Genomic DNA, 15,625 nt, shown 5'->3' on the forward strand with positions numbered 1-15,625 from the left:
AAATCCTCCCGATTTTCGTTGGGAGGGTGCGAAATGTGAGTTATTCACAAAACAGCGCGATGTTCAACCATCGCCCGTTCGATTCGGCTTTTTTATTCGCTCGATGGCGTCGTGTTGAAAAAATCAGGCGCTTGTTTGCCCGTTTGCCGGCTGTCCGAGCGGCGCGGATGCTTTTCATTGCTTTTCCCCATCAGTCCGTCGGATTCGTAGCTGAGCGGAAACGTCCGCTTTTTGCCCACCGCCCTCACCCCCTTCGCTTTTACTGTTTGCCGCCAGCCAGCGTTTTACTCCAACCGATGAAAACAAGGACACCGCCACTTTATGGAAAGCGTTTTATCCTAAAATTGTCAGCTAATGTTCACACAATCGTTTTACCGGCGCCGTCCATTCACTTATAATAAACAAGTGAGGAGGGGAAGCCATGAACATCATGATTACAAAAAAAGCGTTTGATTGGTACAAGCGGGAGCTCGGGCTGAAGCCGGGCGATGCGATCCGCTTTTTTGCCCGCTACGGCGGGTGCAGCACCGTGCAAAAAGGGTTTTCGCTTGGCATGGCCAAAGACGAACTGGTCGACAAGCCGGCGGCGCAGACGACGGTTGACGGCGTGACGTTTTTTGTCGAAGACAGCGACCAATGGTATTTTGACGGCCGCGATTTGACGGTTGATTTGGACGAAAAAAGCGGCGAACCGGTGTTTTTGCTCCATTAACCAGCGAAAAAAGCTAGCCGTGACGCTAGCTTTTTCGAATAATGGCGATCGTGCAGCGGGAGATGCAGACGAGCTCCCCTTGTTCGTCCGTAATGCGCACATCCCACACCATCGTCGTCCGGCCGCGGTGCAACACCGTCCCTGTCGCCGTCACCGTCCCGCGGCGAACGGCGCGGACGTGATTGGCGTTGATTTCCAATCCAACGACGTTTTCCGTGTTGGGGTCCACAAGCGCGTACGCGCCGATGCTGGCGACCGTCTCCGCTAAGGCGACTGAGGCGCCGCCATGCAGCAGCCCGGCCGGCTGATGCGTGCGATGGTCGACCGGCATCGTCGCGACGACGCGGCCTTCGCCAAGCTCGATGATATCGATGCCGAGCGTATCGATCAACGTATGTTTCGACATTTCCTTCACAACGGCCAAATCGATCATCATTCCTTCTTCCCCCGTTTCGTGAATCGTTCCAGTTCAAACAGCCGTCCTTCCTGCTGCAAAATGCGCGTTTGCGTCTCACCGAGCAAATCGAAATGCGGAAACTCACCGCGCCGGTCGATCCACTCTTCCTTCAGCCCGTACTGCCGCCCCCAAGCGGCGAGTTTTTCGACATCGGCGCAGCCGACTTTCGTCACTGTCGTGCAATGCGGAAACCGTTCGTCGTACCAATAGTGGGTCAAAAAGGCGATTTCACCGCGCTTCACTTTCTCTTTCCATGCCGCGAGCTCATGTCGGCGGATGCCAAACGCCATCGCACCGCTCCCCTTTACCGCTTCGCCCGCTCATATGCTTCATGCCAGTCAGGAAAATATTTGCGGATCACGATCGGCCGAAACGTATCGCGCTTGACGCAAACGTGCTGCGACTTTCCGGTCACCGCCACCTCGCCGTCCGGGGCGAGAATCTCGTAGCCGTATGTCACGCGGATGCCGTCATAGGCGTCAATCCATGTGCGGACAGTCGCGGTTTCCCCATAACGAAGCGGCTTTTTGTACGACACTTGCAAATCGACAACAGGCGAAATGATGCCTTCTTTCTCCATGTCAGCATAATGAAAGCCAAGCTGTTTGATCAATTCCGTGCGCCCGACTTCCATCCAAACTAAATAGTTCGCGTGGTAGACGACGCCCATTTGGTCTGTTTCCGCATAACGCACTTCAATTTGTTTTTCTGCCACTTTCACGTTCGTTCTCCCTCCATTTTTTACCGGGCCTCCTCTTCTATGTTACCATTCGCCCGTCGGCTCGCTCAAGCGGTAGACAAAAAAACGAAGCCGCCCCCCGCATGAGGGCTGCTTCGTTTACTGGTAGCCGTGCTCCCGTGCAGCGGCTTCGTCTTTAATTTCCGCGCGCATGGCCGCGATCGCTTCTTCGCGGCGGCGGTTTTTCGCCCGGATCTTCTCCTGCTCCTCCGGCGACGCAAACTGCATCGTTTCTTCGGCTTTTTCTATGTTCTCAATGGTGTTTTGCACCATTTCTTGCAACTTTTCCACATTGTCGCTGCGGTCATCCGGTTTCGGACGCGGCATATAGGCTTCCTCCTTTACAAGATTTTCCAGCTACTCACCCTTCGTTTGGATGACTTGGGCGTGCTGGCCGGACTGGTCTTGCATTTGTTTGCCCTTGTTTCCTCCTGCGGCGCGAGGCTGTGTGCCGATATGGTTCGGCACGAAATGCTTGCGGCTTCCTTTCGGATTGCTCATTGTCTTCGCCTCCTCGCCATCTAGTCTGTCCGCCCGGAGGACCGCTATGCATGGGTTATTCTGCTTTTTTGAGCATCCGCTCTTCCAGCTTTTTCTCGATTTTCTCGAGCGCTTCCCGGTCGTTCAACAATTGCCGTTTGTTCTCGCTGATCAATTCTTGGAGAGTCATTTTGCGGGATCGTCTCATCGCTATCAACCTCCCCTCATTATATATTGTAATCTTATTCATGCCCAAAAAAGATAAAAATTATGACAACTTTTCGAAAAATAATGAACCATGAAAAAAAGCGCCTTCCGTCAAAACTGTTCGGTCAACGAAAGAGCGCTGTCTTCTTTTCGAGTTGCGCGGCGGTCACCGGGCCGATGATTTTTTGCCGGATGACGCCGTTTGGGTCGATGATATACGTCGTCGGAATCGTCTGGATTCGGTATCGGTGAAGCGCCTCGCCGCGCACATCCAAGGCGACGGGCAACGTCAGTTTTTTGTCTTTCGCAAATCGCTCCGCATTATCGAGCGTATCTTGCGTCGTCAAATGGACGGCAAGCAACATGACTTCGCGGCCGTGCTGCTTGTAAAACGCCTCAAGCTCCGGCATTTCCTTTTTGCACGGCGGACACCACGACGTCCAAAAGTTGAGGACAACCGCTTTGCCGCGCAAATCAGACAGCCGGACGGCTTTGCCGCCAAGCGTCGGCAGCGTCAAATCAGGGGCCGTCTGGCCGATGCCCGGGCCGCTTTCTATTTCGTCTGTTTCCTGTTCGTTCCCGGCAGCCATCGCATTCCAAAGACCATAGCCGGCAACGGCCAAAAACAATAGGACGACGAACCATTTCCGCACGCATTTCCCTCCCTGCCGGCCGGCGCCCTTTCTTCCATCCAGCGCCCTCCGCCGCTCTGCCCATCATTATAGCACATACGTTTGTGTTTGCCAACGTTGACGTCTAAGGACGAAAAAACGAGGGGCGAGCCCTCGTCATTAACGGATGTTTTTATGGTCGTTTTTCAGTTTCTCGGCTTCCACCTCGGCGTACGAAGCAAACTCGCTCGTCCATTCATTGAAGCCGTTTTTCTTTTTGGCGTTGTTGTTTCGTTGGGCATTGGCATTACCAAGCTTTGTCCGGCCCATGCGTCTCCTCCTCTGCTTCCGTCGGTTCACCTATAGTATCCGCCGGCGGCCAAAAAACTATGCATACAGCGGCTTCAACCGACGGCCGAAACAATGGAAGAAAAGCGAAACAAACACTAGGTGAAAATCGTTGAAAATCAACAACGCTTCGACCTCATGCGGACCGAAAAAAGAAAACGAAAAGGAAACAACGGTTCCATCCGACAACACTGAGGCGTCGAATGATGTTTCAGCCCGAATCGGAGAAAACTAAGCATCGGATGACGGGTCACCCGTTTCAATCGGGTTGTCCGGATAGGAAATCCAGTCGCTGAAACTGCCGACGTACAGCCGAACGTTGTGATAACCAGCTTCGTGGAGCGCCAACACGTTCGGGCAGGCGGTGACGCCGGAACCACAGTAAACGATCAACGGCTGCCCACGGTCAAAATCGGCAAACCGAGCCGCCTGCTCGACAGCGCTTTTCCAGTAGCCGCCTTCCGTCATTCCGTCTTTCCAAAACCGGTGCACCGCTCCTGGGATGCGGCCGGCTCGGCGGTCGATCGGTTCTTCCAGGCCGGCATATCGCTTCCATTCACGCGAATCAATGAGCACAGCCGAGCGATCGCGGACGGCGGCGCGCACATCCTCAACCGTCGCCAGCCATGACCGATCCGGACGCGGCCGAAACGGGCGGGACGCCACAGCAGGGACGACGTTCGTCACCGGATGCCCTTTCTTCTTCCATTCACGATAATTGCCGTCCAATACGTATGCGTGGGCATGGCCGAAATAGCGAAGCAACCACCAGCAACGCGCCGCCATCGCCCCGTCTTGGTCGTCGTAAGCGACAACGGTCACCGTTTCATCGATGCCGACCCGGCCAAACACGTCCGCCGCTTGCTCGGCCGACGGAAGCGGGTGGCGGCCGCCGTGCTCTCCGACTGGGCCCGACAAGTCGCGTTCCAAGTCCATATACACGGCACCGGGAATATGATCTTCCTGGTAAACGGCCGCTCCTTTCGCAGGATCGCCAAGCCAAAACCGACAATCAAGAATGCGCGTGTTTTCGTCGTGCAAATGGCGAAGGAGCCATTCATGGGAAACAAGCGACGCCATATGTCCTCCCCCTTTTTGTTTTTGCTGACGCCAAACGTTGTTTCTTGATCGGAACGGAAAGCAGCCAATCATCAACAGGACGCCGGCGGCGCCGACACGCTCAGCCAGCGCTCGCCATCGTCACGACCGCTCTTTCCCTTCAAGCCGGCTCACGTACTCGCGCACCATCTCCGGCGTCACGCACCGGCGCGCCGGCACGAGGCCGCTTTTGGCCAGTTCGTTCATCCGCTTCGTCACTTCATTGATCCCATCAACCGTAAACGGCTCGCCGCGGCGGCACCGCTCGACCGCTTCGTCGATGAGCCGCTCGCGCTCGGCGTCGAGCATAGCAAATTGCTTCAAGATGGTATGCTGTTTTTGCACATGGGCAGTGATCGCGTGATGCACTTCGCTCAATGGTCCTCGTCCTTTCCTGCTTCTTTTTCCATCAAACGCCGGACGTTCGGTTTCGGCGTCCAACAGTTGAACCGATAGTTCGGTTTCGTCGCATAGCCGAGCCGGCGGCAATACGTGTACAGCCCGTCGGCTCGCTTTTCTATACGGTAGTGGATGCATGTAGCGCAAGCGTGAAACCGGTTCATCAACGCGCCTCCCCGCCGCGGCCCGAAAGAAGGCCGCGAAGCGCCGCTTCGATGCGGGCGAGCGCCTCATGATCCGCCGTTGCGGAGAGCACGGCAAGCAAGCCCTCCATATAGCTGTCGACTTGTTCCGCGAGAGCGGCCGAAAGTGCGGCGACGGCAGCCTTGTATTGTTCTGCGTACGTCGCCACAAGCCGCTCTTTTTGCTCAGCCAAATAGGCGTCGATCGGCTCGACAAGCGCTGCCTCAATTTCCTCTTTCATCCGCCGCTTTTCGTCGCGCTCAAAAAATGATTTGGCGTTTTTATACAGCGAAAGCGCCTTGGTAAACCGCACCCGGTCTACATCCCCAAGGGCGTTGGCAAACTCCGGCGCCGAAAAGGCAAACGGCTCAGGCGGCGTGAGCGCGAGCGCATCATCGAAACGACGAAGCTCATGGAATAGGCGCGAGAACTGCTCGGCCAGCTGTTTGTGCAAAAACGACTCAACACGCAAGCTCGTCGCCCGCAACTCTTGGGCCAAATCAAAGCCAACCGATGCGAGCAACTCGTCGAGGCAACGCTCAAGCGCCCGACGCGCCGGGCCTTGGTCGTCGCGGAGCACCGCCGGGTTGAACGCCTCCTTAAACACATCGTTGAGGCGGAAAAAGACGCGCTGCTTGACGTAATAGAGCAATTCGTCGACTTCTTGGCGAAGCGCCTGCCGGCCGTAGGCATCATCAATGCCAGCAAGCACGGCGTGCATCTTCGTTTTCACCGCCTCAAGCGCCTGCCGTTTCCCCGCTTTTTCCGCTTCGCTTTGCCCGGCGGCGCGCGCGAATTCCTCTGCCGTCCGCCGCGCCCGCTCAAGCTCGGCATATGCGCTCTCGACGGCAACTTCCGCCAGTTCTTCCGTTAAGAAGCGGAAGAAGTCGGTTTCAAAGGCAGACAAGCCGGAGTCCGCCAAGACGCCGCGCGGACCGGGCTCGGCCCCCGTTTTTTCCGCCAGCGCCAAGCGGCTTGAGAGCGCATAAAGGCGCGGAAAGCGGATGCCAAAGCGCGCCAGCTCTCCGTTCATATAGGAAATGACGGCCTCAAGCTCCTCTTTCGACTGGGCCAAATCAGCCGCATTGATGACGAAAAACATTTTATCAAGCGCAAACGTGTCTTTCACGCGCCCAAGCTGAAGCAAAAACTCGCGGTCTGCTTTCGAGAACGCATGGTTATAATACGTCACAAACAACAACGCATCAGCATGCTTCATGTAATGAAACGCCACTCCCGTATGGCGGGCGTTAAGTGAATCCACCCCCGGAGTATCCACAAGCGTCACCCCTTGGCGGGTGAGCGGACAGTCGGCGTACAACACGACCTCATCTAAGAAACATGACACCGCTTCGTCAGCGACATACGTCTCGAGTTCTTCCCAACCGATGGAGACGATCTCCCCGAATCGACCGTTCATCCGCTCATAGCCGGCCGCGGCAGCTGCCAAAAAAGCCACATGCGGCTTTTGCGCCGGATGTTCGGCTCCCGATTCGGCCAGGCGGGCGCAAAGGCGGAGCGCTTCATCCCATGTATCCGCCTCATGGCCGCACTGCCGAAGCGACGATTGCACATCCGCCCAAATTTTCGGTTCGCTTTTCACCTTGACCACCGCCGTGCCGTGCGGATGCTTGTGATCAGGCGGGGCGATTTTGCTGATGGCGGCGGTTGTCGGGTTGGGCGACGATGGCAGAAGCGGGGCGCCGAGCAAGGCGTTCGCCAGCGACGATTTGCCGGCGCTGAAGGCGCCAAACAAGGCGACGGTAAACGATCGCTCGCGAAGCCGACGCGCCTTGTCGCGCAACGGTCCAGCGAAGCGGCCAAGCATTTCGGACCGTTCAAGCCAAGCCGCCGCCTCCTCAAGCCGATCGGCCGCCTCTTCGCTCCGCTGTTTTCCGCCGCTTGAAAGCGTCCGAGCTTCGTCCGCTCTTTCGCTCACTCCGAGGCCGGCCGCTTCCTGACCGAGCGCTTGCTCTTTGACGGAAAGACGGCTTGTTTCCGCTGGCTTGGATGCTGCTTGCGGTTTTGCCGCCTCGGCATGACGCGCTTTCCGGAAGACCGGCGGCGCCGTCAACGCGGCGAGACGGTTTTCATCAAGCGATGCAGACTCGCATGGAGCAGCGATCAGCTGCTCGAACGCACGCCGGCGCTCGTCCCGCTCGGCTCTGAGGCGGGCGAGGCGGGCGGCGAGCTCCACTTTTTCGCGCGCCGCCGAAAGCTGTCCGTTCAATGTTTCTGTTTGGGCGGCCGCCCGTTTGGCGATTTGTTCCTTCAGTTCGGCAAACAAGGCGAGCGCCGAGTCGCGGTAGCGTTTTTTCAGCGCCGCCGCCACCTCATCCGTATAATTTAATAGCGCGGCGCCGCTTGATTCCGCCCCTTGTTTGACGAGGCCGGCAAGCATCGTCTCATCCCACTCCGCCGTCCATTGCTGGCACTCGCTGAACCAATCGTCATCAGCATGCCATTCTTTCCCAAACTGAACAAGGAGCTGGCGGACGTGCCATTCAATTTGCGCCGCCGCTTGCGCTTTGACGCTTTCATAAAACGCCTCAAGCCGCCGCTTGCGCTCTTGCTCCGTTTTTGTCTTCGCGAACAACAAGCCCACTTTGAAATTCGGTTGCATCGCCTGCAAGTACGCCTCAGCCCGCTCCCTCGTCTCAAACGGCATCACGTACGCGTTTTGCAGCACGCGCTCAAGCTCCGAACGGAACGCCTCCTCCGCCCGCGACGGCGCTGTTTGCCAATCGGCAAGCTCCGCCTCAAGGCGATCGAGCTCCGCGATGGCAGCCGCCTCGTCATCGGCGCCGCCAAGCGCCTCGAGGCGCGCCTCAATCTTTTGCTCAAGCGGCTCGTGCCGTGCGCGGAGATGCTCAAGATGGCCGTCGGCGATCCGTTTTAACGCCGATTCGGCGCCGCGGACGAGCCATTCCTCCTTGTCGGCAAACAACCGGCGCAAACAAGCGACAAGCTCATGCCATTCGTTGTGCGGATGTGACGGGTCTTTCAGCGACAAGAAAAACAAACGGGCCGCCTCAACCCCCCAACGCCGGAACGCCTCGGCGGCCGAGGCGCGAAATTCAGCGAACGGCAGCTCGTCGTCGCGATGTTTATCGATTTGGTTGATGATCAAATAAACGGTCTTTCCTTCATCTGTTAATTGTTTTGTAAATTGGAAGTTTAATTCCGCCTGCACATGGTTATAATCCATGACGTAAAAGACGACATCCGCCAAATGAAGCGCTGACTCCGTCGCCAGCCGGTGGGCGTCATCGGTCGAATCGATGCCCGGCGTATCGAGGATCGCAACCCCCGGCGGGATGGCGTCCGTCGTTCGGCTGATTTCAATCCATTCGATCGTCTCCCCGTCCCGGCATTGGGCGCGAATCAAGTCCGGGTCGTACGGCGGTTCATACTCGACCGGCTCATCGCGGTGGAAAAAGACGCGCACATAGTCCGGACCGGCTTTCACTTTGACGAGATTGGCGCTCGTCGGAATCGGGCTGGACGGCAGCATCGGCTCGCCGAGCAACGCGTTGATCAAACTCGATTTGCCGGCGGAAAAATGGCCGCAAAATGCGACAATGAGCTCACCGGATGCCGCTTTTTCGATGAGCTGCTTCACTTTGCCCGCATGCTCCTGGTCATCCGCGGACTGAAGCTGATCGTGCATGTCGATCATTTTCGAAAGCCACAGCCGCAATGACGGCCGCTCAATCGCAATATGCCCCATGACCAAAACCCCTTTGTTTCCGTCAATGTCATTTACATTCATTTTACTGCATTTCGCCCCGTTTCCCAATAGAAAAAAAGAAAAATCCCGCCGTAACCCGACAGGATGACATAGAGAAAGAGGCAACGCCCTGCCGCCGCCCGCAGGCGAACGGCGAACAGATGCCATCATAGACGGCTCAAGGGCTGTTTTTCATTTGTCCGCTGCTTTCAGCTTGCCGCATCTTGCGGATGGCAACCTCCCCCCTTAACCGGGGCAAAAAACGCGGCCGCTCCCGAAACGCCTCCCGGTAGTCGGTGAGCGCCGCCAGCGCTCTTTCCTCAACCGCGATGCGAATCGACAGCAAAAATGCGTTCAAAAGCGAAAAGACAAGCGCGGTGATCGGCGCTTGAAACAAAAGCGGCAACAGCGCGATCTCTAAGGCGACAACCACATAGTTCGGGTGGCGAAGCCATCGGTACGGCCCTTTTTTCACTACTTGGCCGTTTGGCACGATCAAAATTTTCGTATTCCAAAAACGGCCGAGCGACCCAATTGTCCATACGCGCAGCCCTTGCACGACAAGAAAAAGCGGAAACAAAAGCGGCCAGCGGCGCGACGGGCGCGCGCCTTTTCGAAGCGCCTCAACAGCCAACGACAAAAAGAAACCGACATGCATCAATACGATCAACGGGTAATGGCGAGCGCCGAACTCCCGCGCCCCGAGCGCTTTCACATACTGTTCGTTCCGTTTTGCAAGCCGAAGCTCAATGACGCGCATGCCGGCAACCGCCAAAAACACGAACCAAAACCGCACGATCATCCCCCCCATTGAAGCAGCACCATTTCCGCACTAAAGCCCGGGCCGAGAGCGATAAGCAGGCCGTGCCCGGGCGAAAGCGGCTGCCGCATCATCTGTTCGAGCACAAAATACACGGTGGCCGACGACATGTTGCCGTAGCGGGCGAGCACGTCTCTAGCGGCTTTTGTCTGTTCCGGACCGAATCCGAACGCCTCCTCGTACGCTTCAATGACTTTCCTCCCGCCCGGGTGGGCGATGAAATAATGAAGATCCCCAAGTCCTAACCCATGTTCCTGCAAAAACGACTCGACTTGCGGGCGCAGCCAAGAGCGAACAATCGCCGGAATGTCTTTTGAAAAGATGACAAACAAACCTTCGTCACGAACATCCCAGCCCATCACGTCTTCCGAGCCGGGCATGAGCACCGAGCGGGCGGCGATGACACGCGGCGCGCCAGCTGTCGGCGCCGCTCCGTCGCCGGCCACAAGCAAGCACGCCACGCCGTCGGAAAAAAGCGACGTACCGATCACATTGCTTTTGGACCAATCATTGAGTTGAAACGTCAAACTGCAAAACTCAACGGCGATCACAAGCGCCTTGGCATTCGGAAACGCCCGGCAATAGTCGGCTGCCCGGGCGAGCCCAGCCGCCCCTCCCGCACAACCGAGCCCCCAAATCGGCACTCTTACGGCATGAGGGGAGAACGGCAATACGTTCATCAGCCGCGCCTCGATGCTCGGCGTCGACAGCCCTGTCGTTGAGATGTAAAACAGCGCATCGATCTCCTCATGCAAAACAGGGCCGGACGAAGCCTTGCGCAAACAGTCATTGACCGCCTCTCGGCTGTAGCGGACGGCACGGTCGATGTACACCCGATTTTTTTCACCGAAACCGCGCGGCGCGCTGTACCAGGCAAGCGGTTGGACAAACGTGCGCGTATGAATGCCGCTGTTGTCAAACGCCTGCAGCAGCCGCTCCGCACGCGCCATTCGACCGGCGAACAGCCTGGCGACATGCTGCTTCACCTCGTTTTGGGAGGCTGTATACGGCATCCTTGCTGTGCCGACGGATAAAAGAACCGGCATACAAACACCTCGGTCTGTTCCTCTTTATTCTATTAGGATGCGCAACAAGCCAAACTATATGCAATGGAAAATATGTTTGTACACCCGTTTTTTCAGGAACAGCGGATGGATCTCTATATAGATGCAATTTGAAGCTTTACCATTTGCAACTTTTACCCAGTATTTGATCGACTGTCGGGCGACCGAACAACGCCGCTTAAAGACCCATATATGGGTCTGTGAAGCAGGCGGTTGTTCGGTCCTCCGTCACGCCTTGGCGTGACAGAGAAGCCTGTGGCTTTCCTCCGACAGTCGAAAAGAGGCCAACCGCTTTTCCGTCAAGGATATGTTAAACTTCTTCGTTGCATCTATATTAGTTTTCGCAGCCAAAAAAAGTTGCTGCAATCAAAAAACAGGCGCGGACAAAACCGGCCTGTTTTGGAAGGAACATGATCATCAGCGAGGATGTACAATAGGAGAGGTTCGTTATTTATCTCGCTTTTAGCGCGCGGATTTCACTTTCATGCTCGAGCAAGTGCAAAGCGAGGGATTGAAGTACGAGCTCTTGCCGCGCTTGTCCGGCAATGACTTCATTGACTTTTTGTTGCATTTTTGTGAGGGTTTGTTTCATCGCCGAAATTTCATGGAGCGTTTCTAACGTTTCCACGACAGCTTGCCGAATAAACGGCAATTCAGCAACGTCCTCTTTCGTCGCCATCGTTTGTTCCATGCGCCCAATCCGGCTGTCGAGCGCCGCAATGTCGTCTCTGTTGGCCGCCACGGTCTCTTCAAGCTGCCCGATGCGCCCATCCAGCACTGCGACATCCTCTTTCGTTGCCATCGTCCGCTCGATGGTTCCGATGCGCCCATCCAGCGCTGCGACGTCTTCTCTCGTCGCTGCCACGGTCTGCTCAAGCCGCCCGATGCGATCATTCATCCGGACAACGTCTTCTCTCGTCGCTGCCACGGTCTCTTCGAGTTGCCCGACGCGTCCGTTTAACCGCGCAACATCCTCTTTCGTCGCGCTCACCGTTTGTTCAAGCCGATCGATGCGATCATTCATCCGGACAACATCCTGTTTGGTCGCCATCTGATTCCGTATTTGCCGCAGCTCATCGAAAAGGCGCTCCACCCATTCATCCATTGTTTCACCCCCTTTCCTATTCGCTTTCCATTATACCATCATCCCTCCACCAGTTTCTATCATTTTCTCTGTCAATCGACACGCCAATAAAAAAGCCACCCCCATTTCCCGAGCAGTGGCCGGAAAACGAAGATGGCTATAAAAGCGATCAACACCATTATGAAATTTTTTGTTCCTGCAGCGGCAGGGCAACTGATTTTCTCGCTTTGCCTAGATGGAAGACGGCGTTTAAGAGGATGGCGGTCATGCTGCCGGCGACGATGCCGCTGTCGGTTAAAATGCGCAAGCCGGTCGGCAGCTCGGCAAACAAGTTCGGCACCGCCGTCACCCCAAGCCCCACGCCGACCGAGCAGGCGATGATCAGCAAGTTCTCTTGCACAGTTAGGTCAACTTGGCCTAACATTTTCACACCGTAGGCAATGACCATGCCAAACATCGCGAGCATCGCCCCGCCTAAAACTGGAGCTGGTATGATCGTCGCCACTGCGGCGATTTTCGGCACGAACCCAAGCAAGACGAGGAAGGCCGCCGCGGCGTAAATGACGCTGCGCGTTTTCACGCCCGACAATTGGACAAGACCGACGTTCTGCGAGTACGTCGTGTACGGAAATGCGTTCAACAGCCCACCGATGATGATAGCCAATCCCTCGGCGCGGTAGCCGCCCGCCAAATCCTCATCCGTCAGCCGGCGGCGGCAAATGTCGGATAAAGCGAAGTAGACGCCGGTCGATTCAACAAGGCTGACGATCGCGACGAGCACCATTGTGAAAACAGCGGGGCCATGAAACGACGGAGCGCCGAAGTAAAACGGCTGCGGCCAATGAACCCACGATGCCTCAGCGACCGCTGTCCAGTCCACTTTCCCCATCATGGCCGCTGCCGCCGTGCCAGCTGCCATGCCGAGCAAAATGGCAATGGAGCGAATGAACCCTTTGAAGCAACGGTACAACACGATAATGAGTGCAAGCACGCCAAACGACAACGCCAAGTTAGCCGGATCACCAAAGTCCTTCGCCCCTTGTCCGCCGGCCATATTGTTCACCGCTGCCGGGATGAGCGTCAAGCCAATGACGGTCACAACCGAACCGGTGACAACTGGCGGAAACAACGTCCGCAGAGAGAAAATGACGTCTTCATCATTTTTTCACAAACGTCACCATTTGTTCACACTTCCAGCATCGTTTTTGTGAGAAAAGTCACTGTTGCCTCAGTTTTGTACAGTTATGATAGTGTCAAAGCAGGGAAATTGGCCGTTTGGCGCACCTGCTGAATGGCTGTTATGGGGGATGAATCCAACAAAGAGGAGGGATACGGCATGGCAAAACTGATCACAGCGGCCCGGCAAACGAAACAGGAAAAAGAGCCGGCGCTCAAAGGCACGCTGGCCTCTGTGTTTCTGCTCGGCTTTTTCGTCATTTTTTCTTGGGTCAGCGTCTACTTTTTATTTTTGCACCGCCTGTAAGCGGCAAAGGAGGGAATCGGTATGCACATCCATAAGTATGAAAAAATTTGGCTTGCGTTTGGCATCGGCTGTTTGATCGTTTTTTTGACGGTCGTCGGCGTAAGTGCATTCGCCGCCGGACAGCAGCCGCCGAGCTGCCTGACAACGATCGATCCAGAAAAAGTCGATTCGACCCCGCCGTTTGATCATCCGGGGCTCGTCAAAAAAGGAGACAAGGAATACGAGTTGAACATCGTCGTCGCCGCGTTTTCTTTTACACCGAATGCGATCGAAATTCCAAAAGGAGCGAAAGTGACGATCAACGTCACTTCGAAAGACGTCATCCACGGATTTGAAATCCCGGGAACGAACGTGAACATGATGGTCGAACCCGGTTATGTGAACAGCTTAACAACCACGTTTGACAAACCGGGCGAGTATACAATTCTTTGCAACGAATATTGCGGCGCCGGCCACCATATGATGACGGCGCGCATTAAGGTGGTGGAGTAACATGGCACAACCGTTGGAAAAAGTCGATCGCCGCGATGCGAAACTGGCGCTTGCCCATTTGTTCGTCGCCTTTGCCGCCCTCGCGCTCGGGGGGTTCGCCGGCCTATTGCAAACATTAGTCCGTTCCGGCAAGTTTGAGCTCCCGGCTGGGATCAGCTATTACACGATTTTGACGACGCACGGCGTCTTGCTTGGGCTTGTGCTGACGACGTTTTTCATTATCGGCTTCCAGTTTGCCGCCGTCAGCCGCACGACCGGAGCGCTCTCGGACGGTTCGCGCCGGCTCGGCTGGATCGGTTTTTGGATGATGACGTCAGGGACGGCCTGCACAGCCTTTTTCATCCTAACCGGCCAGGCGTCTGTCTTATATACGTTTTACGCGCCGCTTCAGGCGCACGCTGGCTTTTACATCGGCTTGGCGCTTGTCGTCGTCGGCAGCTGGGTGAGCGGCTTTGCGATGTTCGCTCATTATGCCCGCTGGCGGAAAACGCACCGCGGTCAAGTGAGCCCGCTGCTGGCGTTCATGTCAGTGACGAATATGGTGCTATGGCTCGTCTGTTCGCTTGGCGTCGCCGCCACCGTTGTCTTTCAGCTCATTCCATGGTCGCTCGGGCTCACCGACCGGGTGAACGTGCTCTTGAGCCGGACGCTGTTTTGGTATTTCGGGCATCCGCTCGTCTACTTCTGGCTATTGCCGGCGTATATGGTTTGGTACGCCGTCATTCCGAAAGTGATCGGCGGCAAAATGTTCTCCGATTCACTCGCGCGGCTGGCGTTTATCTTGTTTTTGCTGTTTTCGATTCCGGTCGGCTTCCATCACCAATTGCTTGAGCCGGGGATTTCGCCGTTTTGGAAATACGTGCAAGTCGTCTTGACGTTCATGGTCATCATTCCGTCGCTCATGACCGCGTTCGCCATGTTTGCGACGTTTGAATCGTACGGCCGCTCGCAGGGAGCGACCGGCTTGTTCGGCTGGCTGCGGAAACTCCCGTGGAGCGACGCCCGCTTTTTCGCTCCGTTTGTCGGAATGCTGTTTTTCATTCCGGCCGGCACCGGCGGGATTATTAACGCCTCGCACCAACTCAACCAAGTCGTCCATAATACGATTTGGGTGACCGGCCACTTCCATTTAACGGTGGCAACGACTGTCGTCCTAACATTTTTTGGTGCGTCATACTGGCTCATTCCGCATTTGACCGGCCGTGTGATGACGAAAGCGATGAACCGGCTCGCCATCATTCAAACGATCGTTTGGGCGGTTGGGATGACGTTCATGTCCGGCTCGATGCATTTTGCCGGTCTGCTCGGCGCACCGCGGCGCTCGGCGTTCTCAACGTACGGCAATTCGCCGCAAGCGCTTGAATGGATTCCGTACCAAATCGCGCAAGCGGTCGGCGGCACCATCTTGTTCATCGGCATTATTTTGATTCTCGTCATCGTGATCAACTTGGCCTTTTTCGCCCCGAAAGGCGAAACGGAGTTTCCGGTCGCCGAGGCAGCTGCTCCGTATGAACGGGCTGCACTGGCGCTTGAAAACTGGAAGCTTTGGATCGGCCTCGTCGTTGCGCTCATTTTGATCGCCTATACGGTGCCGATCGTCGACATCATTCAAAACGCTCCGCCGGGGTCGAAAGGATACAAATTATGGTGAAACAAGAAGGTGTCCCCAAGCGATCGGGACACCTTCCTCTTTATGTGCATAAAACCGAGACATAATA

General features: G+C 56.1%; 20 protein-coding genes and 1 pseudogene. 4 read left to right on the forward strand and 17 right to left on the reverse strand.

Annotated features, from left to right (window positions below):
- Positions 1-92: 92 nt before the first annotated feature.
- Positions 93-239: a hypothetical protein gene (locus ETR37_RS19075; protein WP_013145445.1), complete on the reverse strand. Its 147-nt coding sequence runs from the start codon at positions 237-239 to the stop codon at positions 93-95.
- Positions 240-421: 182 nt separating this feature from the next.
- Between ETR37_RS19075 and ETR37_RS05565 the strand changes: the two genes are divergently transcribed.
- Entirely contained in the window at positions 422-712 is a 291-nt protein-coding gene (locus tag ETR37_RS05565) for a HesB/YadR/YfhF family protein (protein WP_015374734.1), read from the forward strand.
- A 25-nt stretch (positions 713-737) separates the two neighbouring features.
- Here ETR37_RS05565 and ETR37_RS05570 read toward each other — a convergent pair whose 3' ends face one another.
- The 16 genes and pseudogenes from ETR37_RS05570 to ETR37_RS05640 all read right to left on the reverse strand — a co-directional run.
- Positions 738-1,145 carry a hotdog fold thioesterase gene (locus ETR37_RS05570; protein WP_033004754.1) on the reverse strand — a complete coding sequence of 136 codons (408 nt, stop codon included), beginning with the start codon at positions 1,143-1,145 and terminating at the stop codon, positions 738-740.
- On the reverse strand, positions 1,145-1,459 hold the full coding sequence (locus ETR37_RS05575; protein WP_011231059.1) for a hypothetical protein: 315 nt from the start codon (positions 1,457-1,459) through the stop codon (positions 1,145-1,147). Before ETR37_RS05575 ends, ETR37_RS05570 begins: the two co-directional genes overlap by 1 nt.
- A gap of 14 nt (positions 1,460-1,473) precedes the next feature.
- Positions 1,474-1,890, reverse strand: a complete 417-nt coding sequence (locus tag ETR37_RS05580; RefSeq protein WP_013145448.1) for an acyl-CoA thioesterase — start codon at positions 1,888-1,890, stop codon at positions 1,474-1,476.
- A gap of 117 nt (positions 1,891-2,007) precedes the next feature.
- A complete protein-coding gene (gene tlp / locus ETR37_RS05585; RefSeq protein ID WP_013145449.1) occupies positions 2,008-2,235 on the reverse strand; it encodes a small acid-soluble spore protein Tlp in 228 nt (75 codons plus the stop codon).
- 30 nt (positions 2,236-2,265) lie between these two features.
- On the reverse strand, positions 2,266-2,409 hold the full coding sequence (locus tag ETR37_RS05590; protein WP_011231056.1) for an acid-soluble spore protein N: 144 nt from the start codon (positions 2,407-2,409) through the stop codon (positions 2,266-2,268).
- A 55-nt stretch (positions 2,410-2,464) separates the two neighbouring features.
- Positions 2,465-2,596: an FbpB family small basic protein gene (locus tag ETR37_RS05595; protein WP_011231055.1), complete on the reverse strand. Its 132-nt coding sequence runs from the start codon at positions 2,594-2,596 to the stop codon at positions 2,465-2,467.
- A gap of 124 nt (positions 2,597-2,720) precedes the next feature.
- Positions 2,721-3,248 (reverse strand): TlpA family protein disulfide reductase, encoded by a 528-nt coding sequence (locus ETR37_RS05600; protein WP_020753890.1) that lies wholly within the window; start codon positions 3,246-3,248, stop codon positions 2,721-2,723.
- 138 nt (positions 3,249-3,386) lie between these two features.
- Entirely contained in the window at positions 3,387-3,536 is a 150-nt protein-coding gene (locus ETR37_RS19080; protein ID WP_015374731.1) for a hypothetical protein, read from the reverse strand.
- A 249-nt stretch (positions 3,537-3,785) separates the two neighbouring features.
- Positions 3,786-4,634, reverse strand: a complete 849-nt coding sequence (locus ETR37_RS05605; RefSeq protein WP_015374730.1) for a sulfurtransferase — start codon at positions 4,632-4,634, stop codon at positions 3,786-3,788.
- Between the two features lie 120 nt (positions 4,635-4,754).
- Positions 4,755-5,030 carry a YpbS family protein gene (locus ETR37_RS05610; protein WP_015374729.1) on the reverse strand — a complete coding sequence of 92 codons (276 nt, stop codon included), beginning with the start codon at positions 5,028-5,030 and terminating at the stop codon, positions 4,755-4,757.
- Positions 5,027-5,215 carry a hypothetical protein gene (locus ETR37_RS05615; RefSeq protein ID WP_013145453.1) on the reverse strand — a complete coding sequence of 63 codons (189 nt, stop codon included), beginning with the start codon at positions 5,213-5,215 and terminating at the stop codon, positions 5,027-5,029. The genes ETR37_RS05610 and ETR37_RS05615 overlap by 4 nt, the downstream gene beginning before the upstream one ends.
- Complete coding sequence (locus ETR37_RS05620) at positions 5,215-8,964, reverse strand: dynamin family protein (RefSeq protein WP_129447025.1); 3,750 nt, start codon at positions 8,962-8,964, stop codon at positions 5,215-5,217. The genes ETR37_RS05615 and ETR37_RS05620 overlap by 1 nt, the downstream gene beginning before the upstream one ends.
- A 178-nt stretch (positions 8,965-9,142) precedes the next feature.
- Positions 9,143-9,766 carry an isoprenylcysteine carboxyl methyltransferase family protein gene (locus ETR37_RS05625; protein ID WP_015374727.1) on the reverse strand — a complete coding sequence of 208 codons (624 nt, stop codon included), beginning with the start codon at positions 9,764-9,766 and terminating at the stop codon, positions 9,143-9,145.
- Complete coding sequence (locus tag ETR37_RS05630) at positions 9,763-10,830, reverse strand: type III polyketide synthase (RefSeq protein WP_015374726.1); 1,068 nt, start codon at positions 10,828-10,830, stop codon at positions 9,763-9,765. The genes ETR37_RS05625 and ETR37_RS05630 overlap by 4 nt, the downstream gene beginning before the upstream one ends.
- A 469-nt stretch (positions 10,831-11,299) precedes the next feature.
- Positions 11,300-11,953 carry a hypothetical protein gene (locus ETR37_RS05635; protein ID WP_129447026.1) on the reverse strand — a complete coding sequence of 218 codons (654 nt, stop codon included), beginning with the start codon at positions 11,951-11,953 and terminating at the stop codon, positions 11,300-11,302.
- Between the two features lie 157 nt (positions 11,954-12,110).
- Positions 12,111-13,070, reverse strand: a pseudogene (locus tag ETR37_RS05640) (nucleobase:cation symporter-2 family protein); the annotation flags it as partial.
- Positions 13,071-13,268: 198 nt separating this feature from the next.
- On the opposite strand from ETR37_RS05640, the gene ETR37_RS05645 reads away from it, so the two are divergent.
- The 3 genes from ETR37_RS05645 to ETR37_RS05655 are packed head-to-tail and all read left to right on the forward strand — an operon-like array spanning position 13,269 to position 15,558.
- Positions 13,269-13,415, forward strand: coding sequence for a cytochrome c oxidase subunit 2A (locus tag ETR37_RS05645; protein WP_015374723.1), 147 nt, complete (start codon positions 13,269-13,271; stop codon positions 13,413-13,415).
- A 21-nt stretch (positions 13,416-13,436) separates the two neighbouring features.
- A complete protein-coding gene (locus tag ETR37_RS05650) occupies positions 13,437-13,907 on the forward strand; it encodes a cytochrome c oxidase subunit II (RefSeq protein ID WP_011231043.1) in 471 nt (156 codons plus the stop codon).
- A gap of 1 nt (position 13,908) precedes the next feature.
- Entirely contained in the window at positions 13,909-15,558 is a 1,650-nt protein-coding gene (locus ETR37_RS05655) for a b(o/a)3-type cytochrome-c oxidase subunit 1 (RefSeq protein WP_129447027.1), read from the forward strand.
- Positions 15,559-15,625: the final 67 nt, after the last annotated feature.

The sequence above is a fragment of the Geobacillus sp. PK12 genome, assembly GCF_004123125.1.
GTDB lineage: Bacteria > Bacillota > Bacilli > Bacillales > Anoxybacillaceae > Geobacillus > Geobacillus zalihae.